A 14728-nucleotide genomic window follows, 5' to 3' on the forward strand; every position below is an offset into this window, starting at 1 on the left:
CGGTTGCACGCCCGCGATCGGCGGGTTGTCCACGGTCGTCAGCGGGACGAGACCGCCGCCGCGAAGATGCGGGCGATGCCGGCAAGCCGCTCCGCATAGGCTTCGCAGCTCGGTGGCGTGCCCGTCTTGGCGCCGGTTGCGGCGAACATCATCCCAGCGATCCACTCATCGACCGATATCGAAGCGCGCGCCATCGCGATCTCGCCTCGGGCTTCCGCTTTCTGAAGCAGCAGGCGCGCGCATCGGGCGAAGATTTGCTCGAAGGCCTGCAACTCGCGCGTCGCGATCGTATTCATCACCGCCTTGAGCTCGACGAGATGCTCGCCTGTGCCAAAGCTCGCATAGGTCTGCCCGTGATGGGCCTGGAGCAAGGCGGCGAGCCGCTCCGGAAACGGCCCGGGCATCGCGACGACCTCACGGCAACGTGCCTCGACGCGGCGCCCGATCAGGTTCAGCATCGCTCGGAAGACGTCGTCCTTGCCCTTGAAATGCAGATAGAGCGTCGCCTTGGCGAGCCCGGCTTCCCTGGCGATGTCGTCCATCGAGCTGCGCTTGTAGCCATAGCGGGCGAACAGCCGCAGCGCCGCATCGGCGATCTGATCGACGCGGGCCTTCGCATCCTCGAGAGGGAGAGCGCTGGAACTTTCGCTTCTGTCCGACATTTGCAGCTTCAGCAGTCTTGACAAAATCCAAACTGCGCGCGACCATCCTAGTTAGACTCAAAACGTCTAATTAGTCCAGTCGCGCGACCCAGGGCTACGGATACATCGCCCGCATCTGATATGTCAGATCGGGCTATCGAGGGCGAGCCCTCGATCCGCACCATGGTGCCGCGCTGCGTCATGCCAGCATCGGAGGCAACCATGGTCTCTCTCAAGGTCAACGGGACGACGCATACCGTCGACGTCGACGACGACACGCCCTTGCTCTGGGCGATCCGCGACAATATCGGCCTGACCGGCACCAAGTTCGGCTGCGGCGTCGCGCAATGCGGCGCCTGCACCGTCTTCATCGACGGGCAGCCCCTGCGCTCCTGCGTCACGCCGGTCTCGGCGGTCGGCACGAGCGAGATCACCACCATCGAAGGCCTCGCCGGCAAGGAGGCGGACGCCGTCCAGGCCGCCTGGACCAACCGCGACGTGCCGCAATGCGGCTATTGCCAGTCCGGCCAGGTGATGAGCGCCATCGCTCTGCTCAAGGAAAACAAGAAGCCGACCGATCGCGATATCGACCTCGCGATGAACGGCAATCTCTGTCGTTGCGCAACGTACGTCCGCATCCGCGCCGCGATCCATGACGCGGCCCGCGCGCTGGAGATCTGAGCCATGACCGCACATGATCCCAAGCTCTCCCGCCGCTCGCTGCTGGCCGGCGCCGGCGCCCTCGTCATCGGCTTCCACCTGCCGCGCGCCGCGAAGGCCCAGTCCGGCGCCGGCGCGGCCTATCGGCCGGGCGGCAACGCCACCTTCGCCCCGAACGCCTTCATCCGCGTCGCGCCCGACTCGACCGTGACCGTGCTGATCAAGCATATCGAGTTCGGTCAGGGTCCCTTTACCGGCCTCGCCACGCTCGCAGCCGAGGAGATGGACGCCGCCTGGAGCCAGATGCGCGCCGAGCACGCCCCGGCCGACGTCAAGCTCTATGCCAACCTCGCCTTCGGGGTGCAGGGCACCGGCGGCTCGACCGCCATCGCCAATAGCTGGGAGCAGATGCGCAAGGCCGGCGCCGCCGCCCGCATGATGCTGGTGCAGGCCGCTGCCGATACCTGGAAGGTTCCCGCCGGCGAGATCACCGTCTCCGACGGTGTCATCAGCCACACTTCCGGCCGCAAGGGCTCGTTCGGGGAGTTCGCGGAAGCGGCCTCGAAACTGCCCGTGCCCGAAAACCCGCCGCTGAAGCCGGCCTCGGCCTACAAGCTGATCGGCAAGGAAGGCGCCGTGAAGCGCCTCGACAGCGCCGACAAGTCGCGCGGCAAGGCGCAGTTCACCATCGATATCCACGCGCCGAACATGCTGACGGTCGTCGTCGCCCGCTCACCGCGCTTCGGCGGCAAGGTCGCGAGCTTCGATGCGGCCGAGGCGCTCAAGGTCAAGGGCGTCGTCGATGTGAAATCGATCGGCTACGGCGTCGCGGTCTATGCCAATGGCATGTGGCCGGCGCTGAAGGGCCGCGAGGCGCTGAAAGTCACCTGGGACGACAGCGCCGCCGAAAAACGCGGCAGCCCCGAGCTGATCGCCGAGTACCGCAAGCTCGTCCGCCAGCCCGGCACGGTCGCCGGCAGCCATGGCGACGCCGAGGCCGCGCTGGGCAAGGCCGATAAGGTCATCGAGGCGGAGTTCGTCTTCCCCTATCTGGCACATGCGCCGATGGAGCCGCTCGACGGCTATCTCGAATGGGATGGCGAAAAGGCGCATGCCCGTTTCGGCAGCCAGTTCCAGACCACCGAGCACCAGACCATCGCCGGCATCCTCGGCCTGCCGCCGGAGAAGGTGACGCTCGAGACCATGCTCGCCGGCGGCAGCTTCGGCCGGCGCGCGCAGGTCAGCCAGCATCTCGCGGCCGAACTCGCCACCGTCGCCAAGACGATCGGCCCGAATCGCCCGGTCAAGGTGGTCTGGACGCGTGAGGACGACCTGACCGGCGGCTATTACCGCCCGCTCTTCGTCCATCGCTTCCGGGGCGCGGTGAAGGACGGCAAGATCGCGGCATGGTCTAGCACGCTCGTCGGCCAGTCCTTCTTCCTCGGCACGCCCTTCGAGGCGATGGTCGTCAAGAACGGCATCGACGCGACCTCCGTCGAGGGCGCCAACGAGATCTTCTACGAGGTGCCGGATTTCCGTTGCGAGGTGCATAATCCCAAGGTCGGCGTGCCGACTTTGTGGTGGCGCTCCGTCGGCCACACCCATACCGGCTATGCCGTCGAATGCTTCGTCGACGAATTGCTGCAAGCCGCCGGGCAGGACCCGGTGCAGGGCCGGCTCGCCATGATAGGCGACAGGCATCCGCGCGCCGCCGGCGTGCTCAAGGCCGTCGCCGATCTGGCGGGCTGGAAGGGAGGCGCGCCGGTGGACGGACGCGCCCGCGGCGTCGCCGTCGTCGAGAGCTTCGGTTCTTTCGTGGCCCAGATCGCCGAGGTCTCGATGGGGCCGGAGGGAGAGCCGAAGGTGCACAAGGTCTGGTGCGCGGTGGATTGCGGCGTCGCCGTCAATCCAGACGTCATCCGGGCACAGGTCGAAGGCGGCATCGGCTTCGGCCTCGGTCACGCCCTCTACGGCCAGATCACCCTCGATGGCGGCCGGCCGGTCCAGACCAACTTCCACGAATACCGCTCGCTGCGCATCAACGAGATGCCGGAGGTCGAGGTCAGGATCATCGCCTCGACCGAGAAGCCGAGCGGCATCGGCGAGCCCGGCGTCCCGCCGATCGGCCCCGCCGTCGCCAATGCGCTCGCTGCGCTCGGTCACGGCCGGCCGCGCCAGTTGCCGATGCAGGGAGGCAATGTCTGATGAGCCGCAATCTCCTCCTGGCGGCTGCGGCGGCGCTTACGGTCTGCGTCACCGGTAGCGCGCTGACGCTGGCGCAGAACAGCCCTCAGCCCGGCGGCGCGAGCTTGCGCCCGGCTGCGAGCTTCGCCTCGATCGCCAACCAGCGCGACCGCTCGGTCGCGCTCTTCAACGAGATGGGCAAGGTCCTCCAGAGTCCGCGCTGCATGAACTGCCATCCGGCGACGGAGCGGCCCCGCCAGGGCGATATCCGAAAGCTGCATGAGCCGCTCGTCGTACGCGGCAAGGACGGGCACGGCGCGCCCGGTCTGCAATGCGCGACCTGTCACGGCAAGGAGAACTACGATCCCGCCCGGATCCCCGGCGACGGGCATTGGGCGCTGGCCCCCGCCTCCATGGCCTGGGAGGGCAAGAGCCTCGCCCAGATCTGCGAGCAGTTGAAGGATCAGAACCGCAACGGCAGCCGTGACACCGCCGCGCTGATCAAGCATGTCACCACCGACACGCTCGTGCTCTGGGGCTGGAACCCCGGCAAGGGTCGCGAGCCCGCTCCCGGCACGCCGGCAGAATTCGGCGCGCTGATGCAAGCCTGGGCCGATAGCGGCGCTGCCTGCCCGGCGTCCTGAACCTGACTACCCTTTCGGGGCAGCCGGCTTTCCGGCAGTCCCGAAAGGCTCGATTCCCGGCAACGCCATGACCAGCTTGCGGAACGCCTCGCCGCGCACCTCGAAATTCGGGAACTGGTCGAAGGAGGCGCAGGCCGGCGAGAGCAGCACCGCGATCTCGCCCTCGCCGGGTTTCGCCAGCGCATCGCGCGTCGCATCGGCCACCGCCTTGTCAAGCGTGACGCTGCGCTCATAGGCGACGCGCCCGTCATCGTCGAAGGTCGCGGCGAAGAGGTCGCTCGCGGCGCCGATCAGATAGGCTTTGGCGATGTTCGGGAAATAGCGGCGCAAGGACTCGATGCCGCCCTCCTTGGCCTTGCCGCCGAGGATCCAGAAGATATCGCGGAAGGAGGTCAGCGCCTTCTCCGTGGAATCCGCGTTCGTGGCTTTGGAGTCGTTGATGAAGACGACGCGGCCGATCCGGCCGAGTTCCTCCATGCGGTGCGCCAGCCCCGGATAGGTCTTGAAGCCCGCTTCGATCTCCCCCGCGCTCAGGCCCAGCGCCGAGCAGGCAGCGAAGGCCGCGGCCGCATTCTGCGCATTGTGCGAGCCGCGCAAGGAGCCGATGCCGGCGAGACTGGCGACGACGCGGGGCTTGCCGTCCTTGACCTCGACGATGCGCGTATCGAGTCGACCCTGATTGGCGGTGACGCCCGCAAAGACGCCCTCGTCCAGTGGCTGCTCGCCGCTGATCTTCACCAGCGGGCGGCCCCCGGCGGCGCGGCGGCGCGCCATCTGCTTGGAAGGCTCGTCATCGACGCCGACCACGGCGATGTCCGCCGCCGAAACCAGCCGCTCCTTGATCCCCGCATAGTTCTCCAGCGAGCCATGCCGGTCGAGATGATCCGGCGTCAAATTCATCTGGATACCGACGCTCGGAGCCAGCGAAGGCGCGAGGTCGATCTGGTAGCTCGAGCACTCGATGACATGGATGCGGTTCGCCGCCGGCGGCTCCAGCGCCAATACGGCCGTGCCGATATTGCCGCCCATCTGGACGTCGCGACCGGCCTGCTTCAGCACATGCGCGATCAGCGCCGTCGTGGTCGACTTCCCGTTGGTGCCGGTGATGCAGACGACCGGAGAAGCCGGCGCGATCTTCGCCCGCTCCAGGAAGAACAATTCGACATCGCCGATGATCGCGACACCGGCTGCGTTGGCCTTCCCGACCGTCCAGTGCGGCTCGGGATGGGTCAGCGGCACGCCGGGCGAGAGCACGAAAGCCGCGAAGCCCGACCAGTCGGCGCTGGCGAGATCGACGACGGCGATGCCCTCGGCCGCCGCCTTCTCGCGGCTTTTCTCATTGTCGTCCCAGGCGGCGACCTCGGCACCGCCCGCCTTCAGCGCGCGTGCCGTGGCAAGGCCGGAACCACCGAGGCCGAACAGGGCGACCTTGCGCCCGGCGAAGACCGTGACGGGCGTCATCTTTCCGCTCTCAACGCAGCTTCAGCGTGGCGAGGCCGACCAGCGCCAGCACGACGGAGATGATCCAGAAACGGATCACCACCTGCGGCTCGGTCCAGCCCAGCTTCTCGAAATGGTGGTGGATCGGCGCCATCAGGAAGACGCGCTTGCCGGTGCGCTTGAACACCCCGACCTGGATGATGACCGAGAGCGCCTCGACCACGAAGAGGCCGCCGACGACGGCGAGCACGATCTCATGCTTGATCGCCACCGCGATGGTGCCGAGCAGCCCGCCAAGGCCGAGCGAGCCGGTGTCGCCCATGAAGATCTGGGCCGGCGGCGCGTTGAACCAGAGAAAGCCGAGCCCCGCCCCGATCACCGCCCCGCAGATCACCGCAAGCTCGCCCGCGCCGGGAACGTGATGGATCTGCAGGTAGTTGGCGAAGATGACGTTGCCGACGAGATAGGAGATGAAGCCGAAGGTGCCGGCCGCGATCATCACCGGCACGATGGCGAGCCCGTCGAGCCCGTCCGTCAGGTTCACGGAATTGCCGGCGCCCACCACCACGAAGGCCGTGACCAGCGGGAACAGGATGCCGAGCGGGATGATCGCCTCCTTGAGGAAGGGCATGGCGAAGCCCGACGAGATCGCCGGGGGCTGAATCTGCATGATGAGGTAGCAGGCGATCAGCGCGACCACGACCTCGATGGCGATGCGCGCCCTGCCCGAGAAACCCTTATGCGACTGCTTGGTCACCTTCAGGAAGTCGTCATAGAAGCCGATGGCGCCGTAGGCAGCGGTGACGCCCAGCACGATCCAGACATAGGGGTTGCGCAGATTGCCCCAGAGCAGCACGGCGGCGAACAGACCGGACAGGATCATCAGCCCGCCCATGGTCGGCGTGCCGCGCTTGGCGAGATGCGATTCAGGGCCGTCGGTGCGGATCGGCTGGCCCTTGCCCTGCTTGATGCGCAGCCAGGAGATCGCCGCCGGCCCGAAGAAGAAGACGAAGAGCAGCGCCGTTGCCGTCGCCCCGCCCGCCCGGAAGGTGATGTAGCGGAAGACGTTCAGCACGGGGAAGGTGCCGGACAATTCGGCGAGCCAGGCGAGCATGTCTTGGTGATCTTTCGGGAAACGTTCGGAGGGTGGTTCAGTCTTCGGACGGCACGGCAGGAAAGCGCGCGAGGAGCGCCTTGACGATCGGCCCCATGCGCGAGCCCAGCGATCCCTTGACCGTGACGACGTCGCCAGCGTGGACCGCCTCGAGCACGAGCGGCTCCAATTCGCCCGCCGCGGGGGCATAAGCCCCCCGCATGGCCGAAGGCAAGCTCTCATAGAGCCCTTTCATCAGCGGCCCGCAGGCGAAGACCCTGTCGATGCCGTTCGTGACGAGCGGCTCCGCCAACCCCTTGTGCAGCTCAGCCCCGCTCGGACCGAGCTCGAGCATGTCGCCGAGCACCGCGATGCGCCGCCCCCTGCCCTCGACCGGCAGGCGTCCGAGATTCTCGATCGCGGCCCGCATCGAGGCGGGGTTGCCGTTATAGCTTTCGTCGAGCAGCGTGAAGCGTCCGCCCGGCATCTGCAGCACCTGTCGCGCGCCACGTCCCGCCGGCGGCCTGAGATCGGCGAGCGCCAGCGCGGCCAGCGCGAGATCGGCGCCTAGCGCATGCACCGCCGCCAGGACCGCCAGCGAATTGAGCACGATATGCTTGCCCGGGCTGCCGAGCTTGTAGGTCACCGGTTGGCCGAGCACCCGCGCCTCGACCGTCGAGATGTCGGGCTTCAGCGCGCAGGAGACGAGCCGGACATCGGCATCGGGGCTTTCGCCGAAAGTGATGATCCGCCCGGCCGGACCGGATTTGGCGATGTCGCGCAGCAGTTCGGATTGCGGGATGTCGGCATTGACGATCGCCGTGCCGCCCTTTTCGAGCTCCCAATAGACCCCGGCCTTCTCCTCCGCGATGCCTTCGAGCGAGGCGAAGGCGGCGAGATGCACAGGCGCGATCGTGGTGACGATGGCGACCTGCGGGCGCACCAGCCGCGCCAGCGGCACGATCTCGCCGGGGCTGTTCATGCCGATCTCGTAAACGCCATAGGCGACACCGGCCGGAGTGCGAACCAGCGTCAGCGGCACGCCCCAATGGTTGTTGTAGGAGGCGACCGGCGCATGGGTCTTGCCCTGGCGCGACAGCACGAGGCGCAGCGCCTCCTTGGTGCCGGTCTTGCCGACCGATCCAGTGACGGCGACGACACCGGCCTTCAGCTCCGCCCGGCGGGCCGAGCCGGCAGCCTCCATCGCTTTGAGCACATCGGGAACGATGGCGAGCACGCCCGCCCCGTTGAATTCCGCCGCATGGGCCTCATCGATCACCGCGAGCGCCGCGCCCTTCTCCAGCGCGCCCTTGACGAAGTCGTGCCCGTTACGCGCCTCGCCGGTGATGGCAAAGAAGACGTCGCCGGGCTCCAGCGTGCGGGTGTCGATCGAGGCGCCGGTCACAACCGGCGGCACGGCACCTTCGGACCGCGCGCCAAGCGCGGCGATCAACTTGTCTCCGCTCCACAGGGGCGCGCTCATCACTGGATCTCCGACAACGCTTTCCGGACCACGTCGTGATCGGAGAACGGCAATGTGCGCTCGCCCACGATCTGGCCGGTTTCATGGCCTTTTCCGGCCACGACCAGCAAATCCCCAGGCATCAGCATGCATACCGCGCTTCTGATCGCCTCCTCGCGGTCGCCGATCTCCAGGAGCCTCGGCGAGGCGGCCATGATCTCGGCCCGGATCACCGACGGATCCTCGCTGCGCGGATTGTCATCGGTGACGATGGCGATGTCGGCCTTCTCGGCGGCGATGGCACCCATCAGCGGGCGCTTGCCCTTGTCGCGGTCGCCACCGCAGCCGAAGACGCAGATCAGCCGCCCCGTCGCATAGGGACGAAGCGTCGTCAGGACCGCGGCGAGCGCATCGGGCTTGTGGGCGTAGTCGACGACGACGAGCGCGCCATTGGCTTCGCCGACCCGTTCGAGCCGCCCCGCTACCCCCGCCAGCCCGGAAATCGCCCCCAACGCCCGTCGCTTATCCTCGCCGGTCGCGATGGCGAGCCCAGCCGCGACCAGCGCGTTTCCGGCCATGAAGTCACCGACCAGCGGCAGCGAGACGGAAAGCTGCTCACCGCCGAAACCGATGCTCAGCCGCTGCACGAAACCGTCCCGCTCATTGGCCAGCAGCGTCAGCGTCTCGCCCTTGCGGCCGACGCCGATGATCGGGTGCCCGCCTGCTTCAGCGGCGCGCGCCGCCTCTTCGGCATAGGGCTCGTCCCGGTTGATCACAACCGGCGCCCCGGCCGGCAGCAAGTCCCAGAGCCGGAGCTTGGCGGCGAGGTAATCCTCGACGCTCGGGTGATAATCGAGATGGTCGCGGCCGAGATTGAGGAAGGCTCCAGCCTTCAGACGCACCCCATCGAGCCGGCGCTGGTCGAGCCCGTGCGAAGAGGCCTCCATCGCGAGATGGGAGACGCCCTCGCCGGCCAGCCTGTCGAGCGTGGCATGCAGCGAAAGCGGGTCGGGCGTGGTCAGCGAGCCGTAATCGGCACCCTTCGCGGTGACAACGCCGATCGTGCCGACGCTGGCGGAGGAGCGCCCGAGCGACTGGAAGATCTGGCGGGTGAAGTCGGCGACCGAGGATTTTCCGCTCGTCCCTGTCACAGCGACGATGGTTTCGGGCTGGCGCGGATGGAGCTTCGCCGCCGCCAGCGCCAGCGCGAGGCGCGGGTCCTCGACCTCGGCGAAGGCGACGCCGGCCGGCAGATCCGCCGGGCGCGGGCCGCCCGAAACGACGGCGATGGCGCCATGCCCGACCGCATCCATGATGAAGCGCGCGCCATCCGCCTTGGCACCGGCAAGCGCGACGAAGACGTCGTCCCCCGTGACCTTGCGGCTGTCGAAGGCGACGCCATGCACCGGCTGACTGGCGGCGTCAGCCTCGAAGGTCTCGGGAAAGAGGTCTCCGAGGCTCAGTCCGGTCATCGTCATGCTCACCGTTATAGGCCGAGATCAGCGCGAGCCCCAGGCCCCGAGCTTCGCCATCAGCGGGAAGGGCGAAGGCGGCGGGTCGAAGCGCGGTGCGACGCCGAGCAGCGGAGCCGCGCGTTCGATCAGCTTGCCCGTGGTGACGCCGCCGTTCCAGGCCGCCGTCGAATAACCACCGCTCTCGGCATAGCCCTTCGGCTCGTCATAGATGGTGAGGAAGAGATAGCGCGGCTTGTCGGACGGCACGATGGCCGTGAAGGTGGTGAAGTTCTTGTTCTTGGAATAGCGACCGCCGATGACCTTCTCGGCCGTGCCGGTCTTGCCGCCGACGAAATAGCCGGCGACATCCGCCTTCTTGGCCGAGCCCTTCTCGCCGTTGATGCGCATGATGAAGCGCAGCGCCTCGGAGGTCTCCGGCTTGATCACGCGGGTCGCGACCTGCATCGCCTCCTCCTGCGAGCGCTTCAGGAAGGTCGGCTTCATCAGATAGCCGCCATTGACCAGCGCGCCGACGGCAGCGATCGCCTGCAGCGGCGCGACGGCAAGGCCGTGGCCGAAGGCGATGGTCGCGGTGTTGATCTCGCCCCAGCGCTGCGGAACGATCGGGGCGGCGCTCTCCGGCAGCTCCGTCGTCATCCGGTCGAGCTGCATCATCTTCTTGAGGAAGGCCTTGTGGCCCTCGACGCCGACGGCCAGCGCCATCTTGATCGAGCCCATATTCGAGGAGTGCACGAAGACCTCGGGGACGGTCAGCGTCCGGCCGGTGCCGTGATATTCCTTGATGACCTGGCGGCCGAACCGCATCATGCCGCCGGCGGTCGAGAAGCTGGAGTTGATGTTGACCTTGCCGGAATCCAGCGCCATCGCGATGGTCAGTGCCTTGAAGGTCGAGCCCATCTCGTAGACGCCGACGCTCATCCGGTTGATCCGGTCCTTCTCCAGCGCATCGACCGGGTTGTTCGGGTCGAAATCCGGCAGCGAGACCAGCGCAATGATCTCGCCGGTGGTGACGTCCATGATCGCGCCCGCGGCGGCGATCGCCTTGAAACGCTCCATGCCCTTGACCAGCTCGTCGCGCAGCACATGCTCGACGCGCAAATCGATCGAGAGCTTGATCGGCTTCAGGTCGCTCGCTTGGCTGGTGAGGCCGGCGCCGTTCAGGTCCTGCAGCCCTTGCGAGTCGATGTACTTCTCCATGCCGGCGATGCCGATATTGTCGATATTGGCGAAGCCGAGCACATGGGCCGCGGCCGGGCCGTTCGGGTAGAAGCGCTTGTGCTCGGGCAGGAAGCCGACGCCGGGTATCCCGAGGCGGTAGACCTCCGCCTGCTGGCGCGGGGTGATCTCGCGCTTGACCCAGACGAAGCCCTTCTTGGTGCCGAGCTTGTCGCGCAGATCCTTGGCGTCGAGTTCGGGCAGCACGGCCGTCAAAAGTTCGGTCGCCTCGTCCTTGTCGAGGATCTTGCGCGGCTCGGCGAAGACCGAGACGACGCCGATATCTGTGGCGAGGATCTCGCCATTGCGGTCGACGATGTCGGGCCGGGCCGCCGAAATCGCGTTCGAGCTCGCCCGCCGGATGCCGACCTGCTCGTTCGGCAGCGTCGCCAGCAGCGCGAGCCGGGCGGTGATCGCGATGAACAGCACCGAGAAGCCGAGGATGACGAGGCCGACGCGCGGCTGCGCCTTCTCGCCACTCATATGGAAGACGTCGCGCAGCCAGGCGAGACGCGAACGCTGGACGGGCGCCTCGAAGATTTCCGTCTCGGCCGCGGAGGCCTGTTCGGTCCGGGTCGTGTCGGTCATGGCATGGCTCCGGGCGTGGTCGCGCTCGCCTTGGCGCTCCTCGGCGTCTCCGTCGGCAGGCCGAGGCCCAGATCCTCGAGCTTGCGGCCGATGGCATCGACCTTGGGGCCGCGATTGGGAATCTCGGACGGCTTCACCACCTGCGTCGCCTGGAAGGGCTGCAGATCGAGATGCCGGTCGGCCAGCGTCTGAATGCGGTCAGGGCGGTTGAGGAACTGCCATTCCGCCTTGAGCACCTGGATCGCGTCGCGCTCGCGCTGCGTCTTGGTCTTGAGCTTCTGCAGATGCTCGGTCGCCAGCGTCGTCTCGTACTTGATCGTGTAGGCATAGACCGCCGAGGAGACGAGCGCGCCGATGGCGATGACATGGAGAAACTTGATCACGCTCAGCTTCTCCGGCGTGGCGAGGGTTCGGGAATGCCGGCGAGCGCGACGAGCCCGGCCTCGGCCCGGCGCGGCGGCGCATCGAGGCGCTCGGCGACGCGCAGCTTGGCCGAGCGCGCCCGCGGATTGGCCCGCATCTCCGCCTCGGAGGGCGCGACCGCGCCCCTCTCGACGAGGCGGAAGGTCGGCTGCCTCGCCGCGACCGCCGGCGCATGGCGCGAGCCGGACGGGACACGGCCGGAGCGTTCGGCCAGGAACTGCTTGACGATGCGGTCTTCCAGCGAATGGAAGGTGACGACCACCAGCCGTCCGCCCGGACCCAGCACGGCCTCCGCCGCATGCAGGGCGCGAACCAGCTCGCCGAGCTCGTCATTGACCGCGATGCGCAGCGCCTGGAACACCCGTGTCGCCGGGTGCGCGCCGCCGGGCTCGCCCTTGACGATGCCGGCGACGAGATCGGCAAGCTGCTTCGTCGTGGCCAGCGGCGCCTTGCGGCGCGCCTCGATCACGGCCCGCGCCACGGCGCGCGAACGGCGCTCCTCGCCATAGTGATAGAAGATATTGGCGAGCAGCCCTTCCTCGGCCTCGTTGACGATGTCGGCGGCGCTCTGCCCCTCGCCGCTCATGCGCATGTCGAGCGGACCGTCGAAGCGGAACGAAAAACCACGCTCGGGCTGATCGATCTGCATCGACGAGACGCCGATATCGAGCACGACGCCGTCGAGCGGGACCATGCGGAAGCGCTCGGCCTCCTCGGCGAGTTCGCCGAAGCGCGCCTGCGACAGCGTCAGCCGCCCAGCCATCGCCGCAACCAGATCGGCCCCGCCCGCGATCGCGCTCGGATCACGGTCGAGCCCCAGCAGGATCGCATCCGGCGCGACATCGAGGATCGCCTTGCTGTAGCCCCCTGCCCCGAAGGTGCCGTCGAGATAGCGCCCGCCCGGCTTCGGCGCGAGCGCGGCCAGAACCTCCGCGAGAAGCACGGGCACGTGACGAGGCGCCTCGCCACCGGCACCGTCACGACGGTCACCCTGGTCCGTCATGAGCTCGAACCTCCTGCCGTAACGGTCAATCCTCCAAGCGTCCGCTTGACGTCGCGCAGCCGGCTCCGCGCCGCGTCGAGATGGGCGCGGAAGCGCTCCGGCTCCCAGATCTGGAATTTGTGGCCATGCCCGACGAAAGTCACCGCGTCGCCGATGCCGGCATGCGCCTTCAGCGCCTCGCTCAGCACGATCCGCCCCTCCGGGTCGACCTTCAGCACCTCCGAGGTGCCGTTCAGCGCCGTCGAGAGCAGCTCCCACTCGTCCGAGAACGGCGAGAAGCGCGCCAGGATGTCGTCGATCGTCGCCCGCAGCGCATTGCCCCCGGCATCGAGCGCCGGCAGGTCGAGCCCCTGATGGACGTAAAGCCCCTCGTAGCCGTCCTTCGCAAGAACGGAGCGAAAGCTCGAAGGAATGGAAACGCGCCCCTTGGCGTCCAGCCGGTTGGTGAAGTTCGAGACGAAGCGGTCCATCAACGCCGCCTCCCGGCCTGCTCTCCACATCACCGCCGGACGCAGATCCGTGCGGCGGAAAACCCCTCCGTCGAAGCAGGCAAGCAGCGCCCGGCGACCAAAATCCGCGCGGCACACGGAGCCTGATCTGAGAACTGCCTGTCGGCTTCGACGGGATGATTTGGGATATCATGGGCAATCATGGGCGTCAATGGAATCGCCGGCACGAGTCGGTGCCTGCGATGGCTCGCTGCCATCACAGCCCGTTATGGTTAAGTATCCGTAAGCACGGGGAATTCGCCTCGTTTCCGCCGCAATTCAAAGCGGCGGACCGAGCGAGAGCCTGCAAAAAAATTCCGCTCAATCCTCGCGGGCGGCCGCCAGCAGGGCATCCCGGACAAGGCCGAGCTGCTCGCGCAGCCCCTTGGCGCCGGGCGCGGTCGCCCCCAGCGCACAGCCGATCGCCTCCTGAACGCGACGCCCCCTCGCCCGCAGGGCCTCGCCCTTCTCGCTCAGATGGATGCGCACCTGCCGCTCATCGACCGCGTCACGCTCGCGGCGGAGGATGCCCGCGCTCTCGAGCCGCTTCAGCAGCGGCGTCAGCGTGCCGGAATCCAGCATCAGCCTTTCGCCGAGCACCTTCACCGTCGGCCCGTCATCTTCCCACAATGCGAGCATGACGAGATATTGCGGATAGGTCAGCCCGAGCTCGGCCAGCACCGGCCGGTAGACGCGGTTGAAGGCATGGCTCGCCTGATAGATCGCGAAGCACAATTGCTGGTCGAGCCGCGGCGTTGCGGCGTCGCTCTGCTCGCGGTCGGATTTGTCCCCGGACACCATCATGCCTCTGCCATCGCCTTCTCAACGCAAAGCCGAAACCGGAGCGACAATCAACTCCGCGTGATCATCTCAAATTTCATTGTTGACAATCTAATTGCGCACAATCTAAATGGCAAGCATTGGTTCACCCGAGAGAGAAGGAACCCGACCATGAAGATCCTCTACACCGCCCATGGCTCCGCCACCGGCGGCCGCGAAGGCCAGGCCGCGACCGATACCGGCAACGTCAAGCTCGTGCTGAACACGCCGAAGGAACTCGGCGGCGGCGGCGGCGACGGCACCAATCCCGAGCAGCTCTTCTCGATGGGCTATTCAGCCTGTTTCCTCGGCGCGCTGAAGTTCGTCGCCGGCAAGGAGAAGGTGAAGATCCCGGAGGATGCCCGAGTCAGCGCCGATATCGGCATCGGCCCGCGCGACGACGGCACCGGCTTCGGCATTGCGGCCAAGCTGACGATCTCCGTCCCCGGCGTCGACAGGGCGGTGGTCGAGGACCTCGTCCAGAAGGCCCATATCGTCTGCCCGTATTCCCACGCCACGCGCGGTAACATCGACGTCGAGCTGAAGGTCGCCTGAGAGCCGCACGGTGCAGGACAAGCGAAAGGGCCGGGATC

Annotated in this window: 14 protein-coding genes; 4 read left to right on the plus strand and 10 right to left on the minus strand. The window is 67.4% G+C overall.

Annotation, left to right across the window (positions count from 1 at the left end; translation table 11 throughout):
• Positions 1 to 38 precede the first annotated feature (38 nt).
• Positions 39 to 662 carry a TetR/AcrR family transcriptional regulator gene (locus AB6806_RS06945; protein WP_051987493.1) on the minus strand — a complete coding sequence of 208 codons (624 nt, stop codon included), beginning with the start codon at positions 660 to 662 and terminating at the stop codon, positions 39 to 41.
• A gap of 201 nt (positions 663 to 863) precedes the next feature.
• Between AB6806_RS06945 and AB6806_RS06950 the strand changes: the two genes are divergently transcribed.
• The 3 genes from AB6806_RS06950 to AB6806_RS06960 are packed head-to-tail and all read left to right on the plus strand — an operon-like array spanning position 864 to position 4129.
• Positions 864 to 1322, plus strand: coding sequence for a (2Fe-2S)-binding protein (locus AB6806_RS06950; RefSeq protein WP_112764050.1), 459 nt, complete (start codon positions 864 to 866; stop codon positions 1320 to 1322).
• A 3-nt stretch (positions 1323 to 1325) separates the two neighbouring features.
• Positions 1326 to 3506, plus strand: coding sequence for a xanthine dehydrogenase family protein molybdopterin-binding subunit (locus tag AB6806_RS06955; RefSeq protein WP_142021800.1), 2181 nt, complete (start codon positions 1326 to 1328; stop codon positions 3504 to 3506).
• Entirely contained in the window at positions 3506 to 4129 is a 624-nt protein-coding gene (locus AB6806_RS06960; protein ID WP_142021799.1) for an Isoquinoline 1-oxidoreductase subunit, read from the plus strand. The genes AB6806_RS06955 and AB6806_RS06960 overlap by 1 nt, the downstream gene beginning before the upstream one ends.
• Before the next feature lie 6 nt (positions 4130 to 4135).
• Here AB6806_RS06960 and murD read toward each other — a convergent pair whose 3' ends face one another.
• The 9 genes from murD to AB6806_RS07005 form a co-directional block, all read right to left on the minus strand.
• A complete protein-coding gene (gene murD, locus AB6806_RS06965; RefSeq protein WP_142021798.1) occupies positions 4136 to 5590 on the minus strand; it encodes a UDP-N-acetylmuramoyl-L-alanine--D-glutamate ligase in 1455 nt (484 codons plus the stop codon).
• A gap of 10 nt (positions 5591 to 5600) precedes the next feature.
• Entirely contained in the window at positions 5601 to 6683 is a 1083-nt protein-coding gene (gene mraY / locus AB6806_RS06970) for a phospho-N-acetylmuramoyl-pentapeptide-transferase (protein ID WP_038358883.1), read from the minus strand.
• A gap of 37 nt (positions 6684 to 6720) precedes the next feature.
• A complete protein-coding gene (locus AB6806_RS06975; protein WP_142021797.1) occupies positions 6721 to 8145 on the minus strand; it encodes a UDP-N-acetylmuramoylalanyl-D-glutamyl-2,6-diaminopimelate--D-alanyl-D-alanine ligase in 1425 nt (474 codons plus the stop codon).
• A complete protein-coding gene (locus tag AB6806_RS06980) occupies positions 8145 to 9596 on the minus strand; it encodes a UDP-N-acetylmuramoyl-L-alanyl-D-glutamate--2,6-diaminopimelate ligase (RefSeq protein WP_142021796.1) in 1452 nt (483 codons plus the stop codon). The genes AB6806_RS06975 and AB6806_RS06980 overlap by 1 nt, the downstream gene beginning before the upstream one ends.
• A gap of 27 nt (positions 9597 to 9623) precedes the next feature.
• Complete coding sequence (locus tag AB6806_RS06985; RefSeq protein ID WP_142021795.1) at positions 9624 to 11402, minus strand: peptidoglycan D,D-transpeptidase FtsI family protein; 1779 nt, start codon at positions 11400 to 11402, stop codon at positions 9624 to 9626.
• Positions 11399 to 11785, minus strand: a complete 387-nt coding sequence (ftsL, locus tag AB6806_RS06990; protein WP_112763959.1) for a cell division protein FtsL — start codon at positions 11783 to 11785, stop codon at positions 11399 to 11401. The genes AB6806_RS06985 and ftsL overlap by 4 nt, the downstream gene beginning before the upstream one ends.
• A 2-nt stretch (positions 11786 to 11787) precedes the next feature.
• Positions 11788 to 12828, minus strand: a complete 1041-nt coding sequence (gene rsmH / locus AB6806_RS06995) for a 16S rRNA (cytosine(1402)-N(4))-methyltransferase RsmH (RefSeq protein WP_142021794.1) — start codon at positions 12826 to 12828, stop codon at positions 11788 to 11790.
• Positions 12825 to 13298, minus strand: coding sequence for a division/cell wall cluster transcriptional repressor MraZ (locus AB6806_RS07000; protein ID WP_051987495.1), 474 nt, complete (start codon positions 13296 to 13298; stop codon positions 12825 to 12827). Before AB6806_RS07000 ends, rsmH begins: the two co-directional genes overlap by 4 nt.
• A 339-nt stretch (positions 13299 to 13637) precedes the next feature.
• Positions 13638 to 14120 (minus strand): MarR family winged helix-turn-helix transcriptional regulator, encoded by a 483-nt coding sequence (locus AB6806_RS07005; RefSeq protein WP_142021793.1) that lies wholly within the window; start codon positions 14118 to 14120, stop codon positions 13638 to 13640.
• Between the two features lie 147 nt (positions 14121 to 14267).
• On the opposite strand from AB6806_RS07005, the gene AB6806_RS07010 reads away from it, so the two are divergent.
• Complete coding sequence (locus AB6806_RS07010; RefSeq protein WP_038358895.1) at positions 14268 to 14690, plus strand: organic hydroperoxide resistance protein; 423 nt, start codon at positions 14268 to 14270, stop codon at positions 14688 to 14690.
• Positions 14691 to 14728: the final 38 nt, after the last annotated feature.

It is taken from the genome of Allobosea sp. RCC_152_1 (assembly GCF_041360765.1).
In the GTDB taxonomy this organism is placed as follows: Bacteria; Pseudomonadota; Alphaproteobacteria; order Rhizobiales; family Beijerinckiaceae; genus Allobosea; species Allobosea spartocytisi.

What these genes read in the sequence shown, in the direction of transcription:
- AB6806_RS06980 (WP_142021796.1), bottom strand. Translation starts at nt 9,596, where the DNA reads ATGACCGGACTGAGCCTCGGAGACCTCTTTCCCGAGACCTTCGAGGCT.
- murD (WP_142021798.1), bottom strand. Translation starts at nt 5,590, where the DNA reads ATGACGCCCGTCACGGTCTTCGCCGGGCGCAAGGTCGCCCTGTTCGGC.
- AB6806_RS06955 (WP_142021800.1), top strand. Translation starts at nt 1,326, where the DNA reads ATGACCGCACATGATCCCAAGCTCTCCCGCCGCTCGCTGCTGGCCGGC.
- AB6806_RS06960 (WP_142021799.1), top strand. Translation starts at nt 3,506, where the DNA reads ATGAGCCGCAATCTCCTCCTGGCGGCTGCGGCGGCGCTTACGGTCTGC.
- AB6806_RS06945 (WP_051987493.1), bottom strand. Translation starts at nt 662, where the DNA reads ATGTCGGACAGAAGCGAAAGTTCCAGCGCTCTCCCTCTCGAGGATGCG.
- AB6806_RS07010 (WP_038358895.1), top strand. Translation starts at nt 14,268, where the DNA reads ATGAAGATCCTCTACACCGCCCATGGCTCCGCCACCGGCGGCCGCGAA.
- mraY (WP_038358883.1), bottom strand. Translation starts at nt 6,683, where the DNA reads ATGCTCGCCTGGCTCGCCGAATTGTCCGGCACCTTCCCCGTGCTGAAC.
- AB6806_RS06975 (WP_142021797.1), bottom strand. Translation starts at nt 8,145, where the DNA reads ATGAGCGCGCCCCTGTGGAGCGGAGACAAGTTGATCGCCGCGCTTGGC.
- AB6806_RS06985 (WP_142021795.1), bottom strand. Translation starts at nt 11,402, where the DNA reads ATGACCGACACGACCCGGACCGAACAGGCCTCCGCGGCCGAGACGGAA.
- AB6806_RS06950 (WP_112764050.1), top strand. Translation starts at nt 864, where the DNA reads ATGGTCTCTCTCAAGGTCAACGGGACGACGCATACCGTCGACGTCGAC.
- AB6806_RS07000 (WP_051987495.1), bottom strand. Translation starts at nt 13,298, where the DNA reads ATGGACCGCTTCGTCTCGAACTTCACCAACCGGCTGGACGCCAAGGGG.
- rsmH (WP_142021794.1), bottom strand. Translation starts at nt 12,828, where the DNA reads ATGACGGACCAGGGTGACCGTCGTGACGGTGCCGGTGGCGAGGCGCCT.
- AB6806_RS07005 (WP_142021793.1), bottom strand. Translation starts at nt 14,120, where the DNA reads ATGATGGTGTCCGGGGACAAATCCGACCGCGAGCAGAGCGACGCCGCA.